Annotated in this window: 16 protein-coding genes and 1 tRNA gene; 5 read left to right on the forward strand and 12 right to left on the reverse strand. The window is 62.8% G+C overall.

Annotated elements, in window-relative coordinates:
- Positions 1-158: 158 nt before the first annotated feature.
- From DKT70_RS10715 to DKT70_RS10745, 7 genes are all read right to left on the reverse strand, one after another.
- Positions 159-1,436 (reverse strand): NAD(P)/FAD-dependent oxidoreductase, encoded by a 1,278-nt coding sequence (locus DKT70_RS10715; RefSeq protein WP_111559129.1) that lies wholly within the window; start codon positions 1,434-1,436, stop codon positions 159-161.
- Position 1,437: 1 nt separating this feature from the next.
- On the reverse strand, positions 1,438-1,758 hold the full coding sequence (gene soxZ, locus DKT70_RS10720; RefSeq protein ID WP_111559130.1) for a thiosulfate oxidation carrier complex protein SoxZ: 321 nt from the start codon (positions 1,756-1,758) through the stop codon (positions 1,438-1,440).
- Positions 1,755-2,180 carry a thiosulfate oxidation carrier protein SoxY gene (locus tag DKT70_RS10725; RefSeq protein WP_111559131.1) on the reverse strand — a complete coding sequence of 142 codons (426 nt, stop codon included), beginning with the start codon at positions 2,178-2,180 and terminating at the stop codon, positions 1,755-1,757. The genes soxZ and DKT70_RS10725 overlap by 4 nt, the downstream gene beginning before the upstream one ends.
- A gap of 122 nt (positions 2,181-2,302) precedes the next feature.
- Positions 2,303-3,064, reverse strand: a complete 762-nt coding sequence (gene madM / locus DKT70_RS10730; protein ID WP_111559132.1) for a malonate transporter subunit MadM — start codon at positions 3,062-3,064, stop codon at positions 2,303-2,305.
- Positions 3,065-3,067: 3 nt separating this feature from the next.
- Positions 3,068-3,460 carry a malonate transporter subunit MadL gene (gene madL / locus DKT70_RS10735; protein WP_111559133.1) on the reverse strand — a complete coding sequence of 131 codons (393 nt, stop codon included), beginning with the start codon at positions 3,458-3,460 and terminating at the stop codon, positions 3,068-3,070.
- Positions 3,461-3,526: 66 nt separating this feature from the next.
- Positions 3,527-5,035: a malonate--CoA ligase gene (locus tag DKT70_RS10740; RefSeq protein ID WP_111559134.1), complete on the reverse strand. Its 1,509-nt coding sequence runs from the start codon at positions 5,033-5,035 to the stop codon at positions 3,527-3,529.
- Between the two features lie 17 nt (positions 5,036-5,052).
- Positions 5,053-6,372, reverse strand: coding sequence for a malonyl-CoA decarboxylase (locus DKT70_RS10745; RefSeq protein ID WP_111559135.1), 1,320 nt, complete (start codon positions 6,370-6,372; stop codon positions 5,053-5,055).
- A 119-nt stretch (positions 6,373-6,491) separates the two neighbouring features.
- Here DKT70_RS10745 and DKT70_RS10750 point away from each other — a divergent pair, with 119 nt between their 5' ends.
- On the forward strand, positions 6,492-7,160 hold the full coding sequence (locus tag DKT70_RS10750) for a GntR family transcriptional regulator (RefSeq protein WP_111559136.1): 669 nt from the start codon (positions 6,492-6,494) through the stop codon (positions 7,158-7,160).
- Between the two features lie 10 nt (positions 7,161-7,170).
- On the opposite strand, the gene DKT70_RS10755 is transcribed toward DKT70_RS10750, so the two are convergent.
- The 3 genes from DKT70_RS10755 to DKT70_RS10765 form a co-directional block, all read right to left on the reverse strand.
- The gene (locus DKT70_RS10755) at positions 7,171-8,112 is read right to left on the reverse strand and encodes a DMT family transporter (protein ID WP_111559137.1); all 942 of its coding nucleotides are present in this window, start codon (positions 8,110-8,112) and stop codon (positions 7,171-7,173) included.
- Positions 8,113-8,280: 168 nt separating this feature from the next.
- On the reverse strand, positions 8,281-9,381 hold the full coding sequence (locus tag DKT70_RS10760) for a ParB/RepB/Spo0J family partition protein (protein ID WP_111559138.1): 1,101 nt from the start codon (positions 9,379-9,381) through the stop codon (positions 8,281-8,283).
- Positions 9,378-10,682, reverse strand: a complete 1,305-nt coding sequence (locus tag DKT70_RS10765) for an AAA family ATPase (protein ID WP_111559139.1) — start codon at positions 10,680-10,682, stop codon at positions 9,378-9,380. The genes DKT70_RS10760 and DKT70_RS10765 overlap by 4 nt, the downstream gene beginning before the upstream one ends.
- 434 nt (positions 10,683-11,116) lie before the next feature.
- On the opposite strand from DKT70_RS10765, the gene DKT70_RS10770 reads away from it, so the two are divergent.
- The 4 genes from DKT70_RS10770 to DKT70_RS10785 are packed head-to-tail and all read left to right on the forward strand — an operon-like array spanning position 11,117 to position 14,501.
- Positions 11,117-11,791 (forward strand): DnaA N-terminal domain-containing protein, encoded by a 675-nt coding sequence (locus DKT70_RS10770; RefSeq protein WP_111559140.1) that lies wholly within the window; start codon positions 11,117-11,119, stop codon positions 11,789-11,791.
- Between the two features lie 59 nt (positions 11,792-11,850).
- A complete protein-coding gene (locus DKT70_RS10775) occupies positions 11,851-13,071 on the forward strand; it encodes an acyl-CoA dehydrogenase family protein (protein WP_111559141.1) in 1,221 nt (406 codons plus the stop codon).
- Positions 13,061-14,077, forward strand: a complete 1,017-nt coding sequence (locus tag DKT70_RS10780) for a phosphotransferase family protein (protein ID WP_111559223.1) — start codon at positions 13,061-13,063, stop codon at positions 14,075-14,077. The genes DKT70_RS10775 and DKT70_RS10780 overlap by 11 nt, the downstream gene beginning before the upstream one ends.
- Before the next feature lie 58 nt (positions 14,078-14,135).
- Positions 14,136-14,501: a hypothetical protein gene (locus tag DKT70_RS10785; RefSeq protein WP_111559224.1), complete on the forward strand. Its 366-nt coding sequence runs from the start codon at positions 14,136-14,138 to the stop codon at positions 14,499-14,501.
- Here DKT70_RS10785 and DKT70_RS10790 read toward each other — a convergent pair.
- The gene (locus DKT70_RS10790) at positions 14,498-14,866 is read right to left on the reverse strand and encodes a hypothetical protein (RefSeq protein WP_111559142.1); all 369 of its coding nucleotides are present in this window, start codon (positions 14,864-14,866) and stop codon (positions 14,498-14,500) included. The genes DKT70_RS10785 and DKT70_RS10790 overlap by 4 nt on opposite strands.
- A gap of 21 nt (positions 14,867-14,887) precedes the next feature.
- Positions 14,888-14,983: transfer RNA gene (locus DKT70_RS18030), tRNA-Sec, on the reverse strand.
- Positions 14,984-15,015: the final 32 nt, after the last annotated feature.

Genomic DNA, 15,015 nt, shown 5'->3' on the forward strand with positions numbered 1-15,015 from the left:
GTGAAGCGGTGTTTAGGCAAACCAACAAACAGACGCAAGCAGGTTTTTGAAAGTTTCATGAAATGAAACCAGACGATCACCGCAATCACCTGAAATCAAACAAAGAATTCATGCAAAAATCTGAAAAACAACAACGCAGACGTACAAGAAATAACGAATCACGCCTCTGATTCACCAAAGAGTTCGGTGGTGATCCCGTCATACCAGGATTCGGCTTCGACCGCGGTGGCCTTTCGACGGTCGTCATCCTCGGACGGTTGGCTGACAAAGTTCTCCGTCGCCACGATCCGCCCATTTTGGGCCACGTATCTTGCCCCGACCCGCACTGCGTCCCCGGGCGCCAGCAGTGACCAGCAGATATTGGCATAGGTCGGCGCGAAAGACGGTGCATCGGTCAACTGGGCTGCAATGCTGTCGGCGACGACCCGCGCCTGTGAATTCGCGGCATAGGCCGATTTCGGCATGTCACCCTGATCTGCGCTGTCACCCAGCACATGGATGTTGGGGTCCGCTAGGGCCGTCATGGTGGTACCGTCAACGGGCGCCCAACCCGTGTCGTTCGTCAACCCTGCAAGATCGGCGATCATGCCCGCCTTTTGTGCCGGGATGACATTGCACAGATCGACTGCTTGCGCCTGTCCATCCACAATGACCTGGCGGTCGGCGGGGCGCAGCTGCAGGTCGGCCCCGCCGAAATCGGGGCCGATGCGTTCAACCATTCCGGGATAATGATGCTGCCAGCCCTCCATGAACAGGGCCTGCTTGGCAAAGGCGGGCTTGGGGTCGAAGATCAGGATCTTGGCCGTCGGATTGTGGCGCGCGAACAGATGGGCGACCATGCTGACCCTTTCATAGGGTCCGGGCGGACAGCGATAGGGATTGGGGGGCGCGACCATCGCGAAAAGGCCACCATGTGGCATGTCGCGAAGCAGGCGCGCCAACAGCTGGGTCTGAGGCCCCGCCCGATAGGCATGTGGCATCGTCTGCGCGTCGTCCATCGTCCAGCCCGGAACCGACCCTTCGACGAAATCGATCCCCGGCGACAAGACCAGCCGGTCATAGGAAAGCCGGGCGCCCCCGGCCAGTGCAAGGACGCGCCGGTCGCGATCGACGGCAATGGCGCGGTCGTGGATCACCTGAACCCCTGCGCCCGACATGCGGTCGTATCCGAACTGCAGGCTGTCGAAGCTGCGCAACCCGCCCAGATAGAGGTTTGAGAAGAAGCAGGTGGTGTAGACCGGCTTCGCCTCGACCAGGGTCACCTGAATGCCGGGGGCGGGGGCCAGCATCCGTGCGACCGAAGCCCCCCCTGCCCCGCCGCCCACGATCACCACCCTGGCGGTCCCTTTCGCAAGCACGGCCGGGGCGGCCAGCAGCGTCGCGGCGCCGGTGGCAAGAAACAGGCGTCGCGATACCGGAACGGCCCTTTGGATCATGTCATATCACCTTCAGATGACGACTGGCACTGTGAACCTCGCCGGATTCGTCATGCCAGTGAAACTGCAGCACGCCCGAACGTTCGGCCACGGCGTCGAATTCGACAAAGGGATCGGCTGAAATCGCAGGCTCGAACGCGATGTCGATGACGGGAATGTCGTCGAGGGTGCAGACAAAGCGGTGGATGATGCGGCGAGGCACTGTCAGGCCTGTCCGATCGAGGCGCAGGCCGGTTTCCATCGGATGGGTGATCAGCGCGCGGATCGTGAAGGCTTGTCCCGCCGGGACAAGATCCGGCATGCGGATGCGGATCCGTGTCATCCCGCGCACCCTGCGACCAGAACCGCGACCGGCGCTGTCGCCTGCATGACCGTCCCGTCGGGGTGGCGGGCCAGCGCCATGATGTCTTGGCTCTCTGCAAGGCGGATGCGCGTTGCCAGACGGGCCGTCCCGCTGGCGGGGCCGAAATCAGCCGTCGCGACCAGAGGCGATTTGCGTGCCAAAGCCAGCAGCATGATGCGAGTCGCCCCTTCGGCCTGGACCTGGACCGGCACCGCGAACCCGTCTGGCGCCTCGGCGGGCAGGGTCAGCAAGATCCCCCGATCGACGGGCACCGCCCCCTGCGCAAAGGCAGTGATCAGATCCTCGACCGACCCCGCCATCACCTGCCCCGGCAGGACCGATGCGACACATCCGGTCAGACCCAACCACAAGGCATCACGGCGCGACAAGGTCACGGTCATGGCTGTCCCTCCTCTGAAGGAAAGCGTAGCGCCCTGTTCCCGCGTCGCGCAACATCCCTGAGGCCGGACCCATCCAAAGGCCGCAGATCGCAACCGCGATCCACGCCCCCCGGACTGGCGCGTCAGTTCCCGAACATCGCCAGCAGCACCAGATAGAAGACCGACGGGCCCATCAGGCAGCCAAGCCCGGTATAGAAGGTCGCCGTCATCGCGCCATAGGGCACCAGACGCTTGTCGGTGGCAGCCAAGCCACCGGCAACCCCGCTGGTCGTGCCCATCAGACCGCCATAGGCCATGGCGGATTTGGCATTGTTCAGCCCGATATAGGGCGCCACGAAGGGCGTGCCGATCATCACCAGAACCGCCTTCAACAGGCCTGCGGCGACCGACAGCGCAATCACCTCGGAACTGGCGCCAAGGGCCGTGCCGGTGACCGGACCCACGATATAGGTCGCGGCCCCGCCGCCGATCGTCGCCATGCTGATCGCATCGGTATAGCCGAAGGCAGCGGCAACCAGCGCACCCACAACGAAGGACACGATGATGCCAAGCGCCAGCGCGGTCGCGCCGGCAAGACCCGCCTTGCGGATCTCTCGCATGTCGACGCCGTAAGCGGTCGAGACGATGGCCAGGTCGCGCAGCATGGAGCCGCCCATCAACCCGATGCCCGAAAACAGCGTCAGATCCGCCAGTCCCTTGGACCCGCCGCTGATCGTGCCGCCCAGCCATGCCAGGAGCAGGCCGATGATGATGGCAATGGCGGACCCATGCAGCCGCCCTGCCGACAGCTTGTCCGACAGCTGATAGGACACCCACATCACCAAGCCGATGACGACGAAGGCAAAGACCAGACCGTTCTTCTCCAGGATTTCGACGATCTCCATGGCTCAGGTCTCCTGCGCGGTCAGGGGCGGCAGGGCTTCGTCCTGTCCGCCGATCCGGGCGACGACGGGAACCAGCGCCATGCAGGCGACGGTCGCACCGACACCGGCGATGATGGCGATGGGCCCGCCGGCCAAGGCAGCGACGACATTCTGCTGGGCTGCCATGGCCACGACGATGGGGATGTACATCGCGCTCCAGAACAGGATGCCCTGTTCGCTGATGGCGGGCAGGCGCCCGGTTCGGCGCATCCAGTCGGTGGCGAAGATCAGCAGCAGCATGGCAAAACCCACGCCGCCGACATTGGACTGGACGCCCAGAAGACTGCCCAGCAGGTCGCCCAGGATGACGCCTGCCAGATGGCAGGCGGCCAGGGCCGCGACTCCGAAGATGATCATGTTTCCTCCCATGTGATCTGTCCCCCCGTCCCGCACCCTCCTCCGGCGCGGGCGGGGGGCTGTAAGTCAGGCGTAGGTGTCGGCGTATTCCTTGCGCAGCTGTGCCTTTTGAACCTTGCCCATGACGTTGCGCGGCAAGGCGTCCGCGACGAAGACGCGCTTGGGCTGCTTGAAGCGGGCCAGGCCGTCGGCCAGCAGGGCGCGGATCGCGTCGGGATCGACGGTCGCACCGGCACGGGGCACGACGATGGCGGTCACGGCCTCGCCCAGATCCGGATGGGGCAGGCCGATCACGGCGCTTTCCAAGACGCCGGGAAGGGCATCGATCGCCTCCTCGACCTCCTTGGGATAGACGTTGTAGCCGCCCGAGATGACCAGATCCTTGTCCCGCCCCACGATGCGCAGATAGCCGTCATCGCCGATCTCCCCCAGATCGCCGGTGATGAAGAAGCCGTCATCGCGGAATTCGGAGGCAGTCTTTTCGGGCATGTTCCAATAGCCTTCGAAGACATTCGGGCCCTTGACCTCGATCAGGCCGATCTGACCCTTCGGCAGGACCGCCCCGCTGTCGCGATCCGCGATGCGTAGCGTGATGCCGGGCAGCGCCATGCCCACGGCGCCGGGAATGCGGTCGCCGTCATAGGGGTTCGACGCGATCATGCAGGTTTCCGTCATGCCATAGCGTTCCAGGATCGCCATGCCGGTGCGTTCCTGGAAGGCACGATGATCCTCGGCCAGCAGCGGTGCCGATCCCGACACGAACAGCCGCATGTTCGCTGTCGCCTGTTCGGTCAGACGGTCCGATTTCAGCAGGCGGGTATAGAAGGTCGGCACCCCCATCAGCACCGTCGCATCCGCCATCAGGTCGATCACCTCGTCGGCGTCGAACCGGGTCAGGAAGATCATCGTGGCGCCGGCCGTCAGCGCCATGTTGGCCGCGACGAACAGACCGTGAGTGTGGAAGATCGGCAGGGCGTGGATCAGCCGGTCGTTTTCAGTGAAGCGCCAGTGGTCCAACAGCGCCTCGGTGTTCGACACCAGGTTGCCGTGGGTCAGGACCGCTCCCTTGGATCGGCCCGTCGTTCCCGAGGTATAGAGGATCGCCGCGCGGTCATCGGGCCCTGCGATATGGCTGTCCGCGCGGGGTGCGGCGCCGGCCGCCTTGTCCATCAATGTGCCGTCACCCGCCGCCCCAAGCGTCTGCACCGTCAGCGCGTCCCCCGCACGATGGGCATGGGTCTGTTCCTGCGCAGGGTCGCAGACGAACAGGCGCGGCGCGGCGTCACCGATGAAATAGTCGATTTCGGGGCCGGTATATGCGGTGTTCAGCGGCAGGAAGATTGCCCCCACCCTCAGCACCGCCAGATAGAGCGCGATGGCCTCGGGCGATTTTTCGACCTGGACGGCCACGCGGTCGCCAGGGGCGACGTCGAGGTCGCCCAAGACCGTGGCCAGTCGCCCGACCAGATCCTGCATGGCGGCAAAGCTGATGTCGGGTTGGCCGGGCCTTATGAAAAGCGGCTTGTCGCCATGCGTGGCAGCGGCCTTGGTGAAATTCTGTTCTATGGTCTGCATCGTCAGGTGCCTTTCCTTCAGCTTTTCAACGCATCGGCCAGCTGGTCGCCATGGGCCACGGTCTGGTCGCGGACGAACGCCTCGTGTCGCGCCTCGATCTGCGTCACTTCGTAAAGATAGTTGATCATCAAGCCATGCGCCGCCTTCATGGCCGAAGGGGCCATGTCACCCGGCCAGTTCAGGCGATGGGCGGATGCGCCGTTGCCAAGGTGGAAGCGGGCCACCGGATCGGCGGGCATGCCCCCCCTGCCCCGCTCGACCACGATATAGCGGGCGGCAAGCGCCAGCACCTCGGGGCGCAAAGCCTCGATCCGGTCGGGATCGTGCTGCCAGTCCGCTGCCTGCAGAGCCTGCGACAGCACGCGGGCGCGTTCGTCGTCTTGCGCCGCCAGCCAGCGGGCAAAGCCCGGCACCGGGGACAGCGTGACGAAGGTCTTCAGCTGCGGCAGCTCGGCCGACAGTTCGGCGACCACCTGCTTGATCAGGAAATTGCCGAAGGACACGCCCTTCAGGCCTGCCAAGCTGTTGTTGATGGAATAGAAGACCGCCGTATCGGCCTGCGCCTGCGCCTCACCCTCGGGTGCGGTCAAGATGGGGGCGATGGCATCGGGAATGCCACGGGTCAATGCGACTTCGACAAAAATCAGCGGCACGTCACCCGTCGCCGGATGAAAGAAGGCGTAAAGTCTGCGATCCGCCGGTGCCAGACGCCGTTTCAGGTCATCCCAACCCTGCATTCGGTGCACGCTTTCATAGCGCATGATTTGTTCCAGGATCGCCGCAGGCGCATTCCAGTCGATCCGTCGCATCGACAGGAACCCGCGATTGAACCACGAGGCCAGCAGATGCGCGAAATCCTGATCGATGGCGGCAAGCGAGGCGTCTTGTTCGATCGCCTGCAACAGGTCGCGACGCATGGCCACCAGTTGTGGCGTGGCACCGGGGGCCAGGTTCAGGCGGCGCAGCAATGTCTGGCGGGCGGGCTCGACCACGCGAAACAGATCGGCCACGGCGGCGGCATCGGGGTTGGCATCCCATGCACCATAGGCTTGGCGGATGCTGTCTGCATCGACACCGTAATCATCGCGAAGCCGCTGGAAGAAACGCAGCTTTTCGTCGGCCTGCAATTCCGCATAGGCCCGCAGCGCCTGTTCCGCGACCGCCACCCGCGCGGCGTCCCCGATGCGACCCATCAGCACCGAACAGGCGGCGGCGATACGTTCGGATGCCGGGCGCGCCAAGGCCTTCAACGTATCGGCCTCATCGCCCGAATTGCGACCGCGGCGGGTCACTGCCTCGACGAAATCGGTCAAAAATGCCAGACGCTGTTTCACCATGTTCCGATCCTCCCCCTCGGTTGATATACACGGTACATGAGTTGATGTATATAACAAGCTGATTGGTGGACTTTTGCTGCGGCGAAGCGTGCAATCGCCGCAGGGAACGGGACGGACACATGACACTTCCGACTGCGGTACGGATCAGGCTGGCCTTGGAAAACGCTATCGTCGACGGGGAATATCACCCCGGTGACCGGATCGACCCCGACCGTATCGCGGCCGATTACGGGTGTTCCCGCACGCCCGTGCGCGAGGCGTTGCAGGCGCTGGAAACGTCGGGCCTGTTGGTCGTCCAACCCAAGCGCGGCACTTTCGTCACCAAGCTCACCGTGACCGAGCTGATGCACCGTTTCGAAGTGATGGCCCAGCAGGAGGCATTCTGTGCAGCTCTTGCCTGTCGCCGCGCCGATGCGGATGATCTTCAAGCCATCCGTACAAGCCTGCAGGCCTGCGAAGAGGCGGCGCAGGCGGGGGACAGCGACGCTTATTACGCGCGGAACACGCAGTTTCACCAAGCCATCTATGCGGCCGCCCACAATCCCTTCCTCAGGGCCGAAACGCTGCGCCTGCAGGCGATGCTGCAGCCTTACCGTCGGCGTCAACTGCAGGCGCGCGGTCGCGTGCAGAGGTCGATGGCCGAACATCGCTCCATTGCCGATGCCATCAGGACGGGCGACAGCGCCGCGGCATCACAGGCGATGACTGATCACGTCCTTGTCCAAGGAGAGAGGTTTCGCGACTTGGTGGCCATGCTGGACAGCCTGTCCTCGCGGCAGGCGGGCTGACCCCCCTGCCCTATCCCGGCGGCGTGCCGGCGCGACGTTGGCGTGTCCGTTCAAGCCCCAGCTTATGTTCACGCCAGATGATCAGAATGCCGGCCAAGATCACCACCGAAGCGCCCCCCAGAACCGTGCTGGACGGCATTTCCCCAAACACCGTCCAGCCTATCAGCACCGCCAGGATCATCGAGGCATAGTCGAAGGGCGCCACCACCGAGGCATCGGCAAACCGATAGGACGATGTCAGCAGGATCTGCCCCAGACCGCCCAGCACCCCGGTCAGGACCAGCATCGCCAGCGTTCCGCCTGTGGGCATCACCCACCCGAAGGGCAATGTGATCAGCGAAAGCAGGGTTGAGGTGATCGAGAACCAGAAGACGATCGCCGAAGTCCGTTCCTGCTGGACCAGCTTGCGCACGAAGATCTGCGCCAGTGCCGCGCATGACGCCCCCATCAGTGCCACTACTGCGCCCAACATATGGGCAGGATCAGACGGCCCTACGCCGGTCAGTTGTGGTGACAGGACAATCAACACGCCCGCCAGCCCCAACGCGACCATTCCAAGTCGGAATGCGCGGACGTCTTCGCCCAGAAACATCCCCGCAAAGATCACCACCAGCAAGGGCGCTGCATAGCCGATCGCCGTCGCTTCGGGGAAGGCCAGCAGGGATAGCGCCCAGAAGTTGAAGCCCATGGCCGCCGTGCCGACGATACCACGATAGAAGTGGCCCATCGGACGAGAGGTGGTCAGCCCGACCCGAAGTTCGGATCGGAAGACCAACCACAGCAGGATGACGGGCAGCGCAAAAAACGAACGAAAGAACACCTGTTGACCGGGCGGAACGGGCACATCCTCGATCGAGGTCGCCTTGACCAGCGCCGCCATGACCGTGAAGACGCTGACACTGGCGCATTTCAGGACGATACCCCGCAAAGGGGCCGCGTTTGTCTGGATCATGGAAATGCCTTTGCTGGGTCGCAGAATTGCTAACGCCAGTTTGCACGATGTGCAACTGCTATCTCGCAGATTCAGGCACGCTCAGCATCGCTATGTTATTGAAATAAATCGTCTATTTTTTTCGCGACACTGGCTCTGTCAAGCGGATCTTCCCCGTGGGGAAGACCGCTACTCTAATTGGTCCAGCATGGATGCCACGGCAATTTCCAGTTTGCGGCGGTCAACGGCAGAGAAATCACGCGGCAAACGGATCTCCAATCGCCCGTTGGCGGCTGTGCACTTGGCGCTGCCCTGGGGTCGCTGCAACTGGAAAGTTGTCTTGGCCTTGGCAGCGGGTGCAGGCCTCTCGAAGCCGGGATCCCGGCTTGGCGCAATTGCATCTTCAGAACCCTGCCCCGCATAGCGGCGCAGCAAATCAACCTCATCCTTGGCGCTTCGCTTATCCCAGCTTTTCAACTCGGCCTTGATGGCCGCGGCTATTCCCGGCACATCTTGAAGGCGCTGCGCCAAGGCGAGACCCAAAGCACGGGATATTTCCTGCGGAAACATCAAGACATCGCCCAGATGCTGAACCAATGGGATAAAATTGCGGATATAGCTACGCTTCTGATATCCTGCCGACTTGAACAGAATTGCGACAGCCTTTTCGGCGTCAGGCTCGGCAGTCTGCGGATCCTGCGCATAACGCAGGGCCAGCTGCGCCATTTCCGCGAACGAGATATCCTTGCGGATCAGGTTCTCGTCGACCATCCGGCGGTACAGCTGTTCCAGCTGGTCGCCGCGAGCAGAGATGCCGGCCGGAATGCGTCCCCATTTATCCACCTGCCCTGACTCATCGCGTAGTTTGCGATAGGCCGACAAACGGCGATACCCTTGGATCAGCTGATATCGTCCGTCACCCGATGGTTCGACCTGAATGGGATTTGACAGCCCGATATCGCGGATCGATGCCATCAGTTCCACCAGTTCAAGATCAGCCTCCGGCTTGCGGTCGCGCACCAGCTTCGAACTGTCGATCAAGTCGAGCTCAATCATGTCGGTGATCAGCCCAGCCCGCTTCAGCCGGACATGCTCCTGCGCAAGCGCATCGTTTTCCGCTCTGATCTGGGCTTCGATGGCGGCGCGATCACGGGTCGATTCAGCAGTCTCAACGATGGCAGTTGCCATGGGCCCCCGGCGCTGGTCGGCCTTTTCCATCTTCCCCGCGGGGAAGTCTGCGTTGTCGTCCTCGGGGATATCGATGTCGAACATGCGGCGTTTGCGGCTCATGCGTTATCCTCCAGCTGATCCCAAGCGGTCAGGACGTGACCCCTGAACTCCTCATAGGCCTGATCGAATGTTGCCCGTGCGCGTCGCCAGGTTCCCCGGGTCATCTCTCGATAGTCGATTTCATAAATTGATGACAGGAAACGACCCGATTGTTCAACCGCCCGCGTCAGTTCAATGGGGTGTTCGGCCATGCGCTCGCCAAAGACCTGTCGGAAAGCGCCCAGCATCGCTTGGTGCAGCTCATTCGACGGTTCGTACCGGGTCATCAGGAAACGAATGTCCGTGAAGGTCTTGGGCAACGTGATCTTCCCCGTGGGGAAGTTTTCGAACCCGTGCGACAAATCCTCGAGCGCCTCGGACAGCTGGCCGATGAAGCTGGTCGTACTGTCATACTCCCAGTATCCGGGGCCGGAGGGCACGTAGAGCATATCGGCCGCAAAGACCGCGTTCATGGATTGGTAGCCAATGGCCGGCGGACAATCGAACAGGATCAGGTCATAGGCATCATCTGCCAGGCTATCCAAAAAGCGCGACACGGCACCAAAGAAAGTCCATTCTGGATTGAGGTGGCGATATTGGGCGCTGGCAAACTCCACGAAGGCGGCATTCGCGCAGCTGGGTACGATGTCGATCGTGGGCCAAGCGGTAGGCTTGATAAAGTCGGCCGGGCGCAGAGTTCCCAATCCCATGTCGCGAATCGAGGCCGGCAACTTTCGTTGGGGCAGGGCGGTCCCTGACTCGGCACCGGCGCTGGCGACGTTCATGCGATCCGTCTCGCGTTCCAGATCGCGGGCCATGATGCCCCAAACCGTGTGATCCTCGCCCACATCCGACAGGCCCATGGAATGCGACAGCGTGGCTTGGGGATCGAAATCGACGACCAGCACGCGATAGCCGTCCAAGGCCGCAGCATGGGCGAAATGCAATGCGACGGTCGATTTGCCCGCGCCGCCCTTGAAATTGGCGATGGCGGCGCGGAAGGCACGCTTGCCCTCGGGGCGCGGGGGCATGAGACTTTTCTTGTTAATCCTGACACGGCGACGCAGTTCGTTCACCTCTTCCAGGCTGAACCAGCGTTGACGACCGTCTTCCTCGACTTCCCCGAGGGGAAGGTTCGGGTCCGCGGCTAACTTGCCTCGGAAGGTCGACTGGTTGATTCGGAAGATCAGTTCGGCGACCTCCCAGCTAGAAAAACGGCGCAACGTCTTCTCATTGGCCGGGCTGAAGGTCTGACGACGGATCCAGCCTTGCATCTTCAAGGATTGCGCTTGCAACCGGGCGAGGTCTTCGTGGGTATACATATTGTGCCTGTCTTCAAGAACGCTAAATGTCTTCATTTCCGCTTTTACGCTTGATTTGCTTTTTTGGCAAAAGACAACTTCACTCAAAGCAGGAAAAAGCGAACTTCAAGCTGGACTGACCGAATCGCCCCAGAAAACGGGAATCGCTAAAAGAACCAGACCCTGCCAGAAGTGGGGGACAGCTTATGGTCGAATGCGCCGAAATAGGGGACATTCGTACCCCAAAAGGGGACACTTACCTTGTCCCCCTATACCATTGAAACCTGTTTTTATCTTGATCAGAAGGCAGCCAGAAAGAACCAGTGACCTACCTGCTTGACAGAATCGTGCTTTAGGACGCAAATGCGGTGAGGATGCGGAAAAACGTTGGGGCGCCCCAAGAACCCGGCCCGCATCCAAGCAGTCAGCCGAGCAATCCGGCAGCAGGAGCGACGATGCAGGTGAACAAACCCGTCGGCCGAGAGGCGGCGGCGCGGAAATACGACATCCTGTCGGCGCTGACGGCGCATGGGCTTGCGGGCGACCAGAACCGGCAACGGCTGGTGCTGCGGCTGATATCGCTGATCACCACCCGCTACAACTGGCAACGCAACGAACTGACTATGGGTCAAAAAGAGATCGCGCGGCTTTGGTGCGTGGATGAGCGCACCGTCAAGCGCGACATGGCGCGGCTGCGCGCGCTTGATTGGATCACCGTCAAGCGCCAAGGTGCACGCGGACGCGTCTCGGTCCTGGGGCTGGACCTGGAACGCATCCTCCTGGATACGCGTCCGGCATGGAAGAATATCGGCGAAGACTATGTCAGCCGCATGACGGATCAACCGGCATCGCCGACAGTGGCCAATGTCGTGCCATTTCGACGCGCCGAGATCGGACCCGCTGAAGGCTGCTGGGCCAAGATGCGTATTTTACTGCAGGCCGAAGACCCTTCGATCTTCGATGCATGGCTGGCGCCCCTGACCGAAGCCGGCCAGGAAAACGACATCCTGCACCTGACCGCCCCGACGAGATTCCACGCGGCCTATGTCCGTTCGCATTTCATGGCTCGGCTGACCGTTGCCGCCAACCGTTCCGAGCCCGGTCTGCGCGGGGTAAGACTTCTGCCATAGCCGCCGACGGCCCAAGGGGAACCGGACAGGACCGAGAGTTCAAGAGAGGAGGGGCCGTCATGGATTTCACCATCACGCCGCAATTGGACGATCTTCGCAGGCGCATCGCCGCCTTTGTCGAAACGCGCATCATTCCGCATGAAGGCGACCGGGCCGCCTATGACGGCCATGGGAATATCAGCGACACGCTGCTGCAGGACCTGCGCATCCAGGCCAAAGCGGCAGGATTGTGGTGCCTGCAACTTCCCGAACGCGATGGCGGGCTGGGGGTCGGCATCCAGGGCATGGCCGTCTGCTATGAAGAAATGAACCGATCGATCTTCGGGCCGGTGGTCTTCAATTCCGCCGCGCCCGATGACGGAAACATGATGGTCCTGTCGAAACTGGCCAGCCCCGAACAGCGCGCCCGCTGGCTGGCGCCCATCGCGGACGGCCGGGTCAGATCGGCCTTCGCCATGACCGAACCTGCACCCGGCGGGGGATCGGACCCGTCGATGATCCGCACCCGTGCGGTGCGGCAGGGCGATCATTATGTCGTCACCGGACGCAAATGGTTCATCACCGGGGCGGAGGGCGCGCAGCACTTCATGCTGCTGGCCCGGACTTCGGACGGACCCAGGGATGCCCTGACGGCGATGATGTTCGACGCCGACCAGCCGGGTTGGCGCATCCTGCGCCGCATCGGCATCATGGGCCCCGAAGAACATGGCGGCCATTGCGAACTGGAATTCGACGGCCTGCAAATCCCTGTTGAAAACGTCATCCTGGCCGAGGGTAAAGGCATGCGCGTGACCCAGACCCGGCTTGCCCCTGCCAGGCTGACCCATTGCATGCGCTGGCTGGGTCTTGCCAAGCGGTGCATGCAGATTGCCCAGGACTATGCCGAAACCCGCGAAGGCTTCGGGATCCGGCTGGCGGATCGCGAAACCGTGCAGGTCGCGACCGGTGATCTGGCCATGCGGATCGAGATCGGCCGCCTGCTGGTCATGCGCGCCGCATGGGAACTGGATCAGGGACGGCGGGCGGGGCCACAAATTTCGATGGCCAAGATCCACGTGGCCAACCTTCTGCACGACGCCGCCGACAGGGCGATCCAGGTGAATGGGGCGCGCGGCTACTCGACCGATACCGTACTCGAATGGATCTATCGCTATGCACGCCAGGCCCGCCTGGTCGACGGCGCGGACGAGGTTCACAAGATGGTGTTGTCCCGTGCCTATGCGGGGCAGGGGGGTGATTTTTGGTCCTGGCCGGTCGCGGGGGCGGATCATGACGTCTGAGAACCGTTTTTCGGGGCTGCAGCCTTGGCTCCACGCGAGGTTCGGTCCTGCAAACTACGACCTGCGCCCAATCGCGGGGGGGCAGTCGAATCCCACCTGCATGGTCGACCACGGTGACAGGCGGATGGTCCTGCGCACGCAGCCCTTGGGTCCGATCCTGAAAGGCGCCCATGCGATCGACCGTGAATATCGCGTCCTGCAGGCCTTGCAGGGGCAGGGCGTGCCGGTTCCCGAGCCGATCCTCTATTGCGCGGATGACGGAGTTATCGGGCGCCCCTTCTATCTGATGCAGCGGTTGGACGGGCGGGTGTTTCACGACAATTCCCTGCCGGGGATCGCGCCTTCCGAACGCGGTGAAATCTTCGCCGAGATGGCCCGCGTGATGGCCGCGCTCCATGCCGTCAACCCGATGCAGGTGGGGCTGGGTGATTTCGGCCGCCCCGAAGGGTATTACCCCCGACAGATCGCACGTTGGTGGCAGCAATGCCAGGATTCGCAGCTTCTGCGGCATGACCCCATCACGGCCTTGGCGCCCTTGCATGACTGGCTGTCGGAAAACCTGCCCGATCAGGACGAACGCGTGTCCATCGCGCATGGCGATTTTCGTCTTGGCAACCTGATCTTCGCCCCCGACGCCCCCCGCGTGATCGGTATTCTGGACTGGGAGCTGTCGACCCTTGGCCCGGCACTGGCCGATCTGGGCTTCGCCTGCATGGCATGGCGTACAAGGCCGGACCAGTTCGGGGGCATCGCCGGCCTGGATCTAAATGCGATGGGGATCCCCGACAGGTACAGCTTCGTGGCGCATTATTACGACCACGCAGCCCCGACGCCCCCGTTGCAGCCCTTCCACGAGGCTTTTGCCCTTTTCCGCTTTGCCGCCATCTTCGTGGGCATCGCCGACCGGGCTGCGGCTGGAAATGCGGCGGGGCAGGGGGCCAGCAATCTTGCGCCCTTGGCCGCGACATTTGCCGAACGGGGCCTGCAGATCGCGACGCAGGCCTGAAAGGGAACCGCTACGCAAGCATGGCGTTTTACCCATGATTCACAAGGAAGGTTCCGCCATGTCCCGCCCGTTCTTTCAGTCTGCAATCGGCATCACGGCCCTGATGATCGGCCTCTCGGGGCCGGTGCTTGCGCAGGACAATCCGGGCAAACCGTCGGCTGTCTCCTCAGTAGCGACGAATGACAGCGCCGAACCCGCCTGCACCGACGAATCCGGCCAGGCCGAACCCGCCACCAATCCCGCCCCCTCCGAGGACGGCACTGCCCCGGAAAACACCGGCACCACGGGTTGGAGCGGCGGCACCGGCGGATCGCAGTTGGGCACGAACACCCAAGGGGCGGTCGAACGGTCGCCCACCTGGCAGCCCCCGACCGCCCGTGGCCTCGATCTGAAGGGTCAGCCCGAAGATACGCAGACCTGCTAAGCGTCGTCGAGGCGCAGGCGCAGACCGTCGCGGTTCAGGAATTCCCCGTCGCGGATCAGGGTCCGATCAGCGTGCATGGCCTTGACCAAGGCGTCCAGCCGGGTCTTGGCCACGTCATCGGCTACGATCCCTTCGCGCCCCGCCCGGAACAAGGCAACCGCATCCCAGGAAACGCCGGCACAGTCCAGGTGCTGCGCCAAGACGGGCCAAGCCAGTTCATCGCCGATGACGTGCAGATGCGCCGACCGTAGCAACGACACCCGCCCATCCGACAATCCGATCAGCACCACGAGCATGGTGAAGCCATCGGAATCGGCCATTGATTTGGCCAGCCATTCGTCGAAATCGGTCGCGTGATCTGTCATGTTTCCCGGCATCGGTCGGATTGGCGGAGAGGAATGGGAGTCGAACCCACCCGGGACAGGCTCGCTGCCCCAACCGGATTTGAAGTCCGGCCGCCCCACCAGAGACGATTCCCCTCCGAAGCCGATCTGATGCACGGCCCGCCCCACAT

It is taken from the genome of Paracoccus sediminilitoris (assembly GCF_003259195.1).
Classification (GTDB): domain Bacteria; phylum Pseudomonadota; class Alphaproteobacteria; order Rhodobacterales; family Rhodobacteraceae; genus Paracoccus; species Paracoccus sediminilitoris.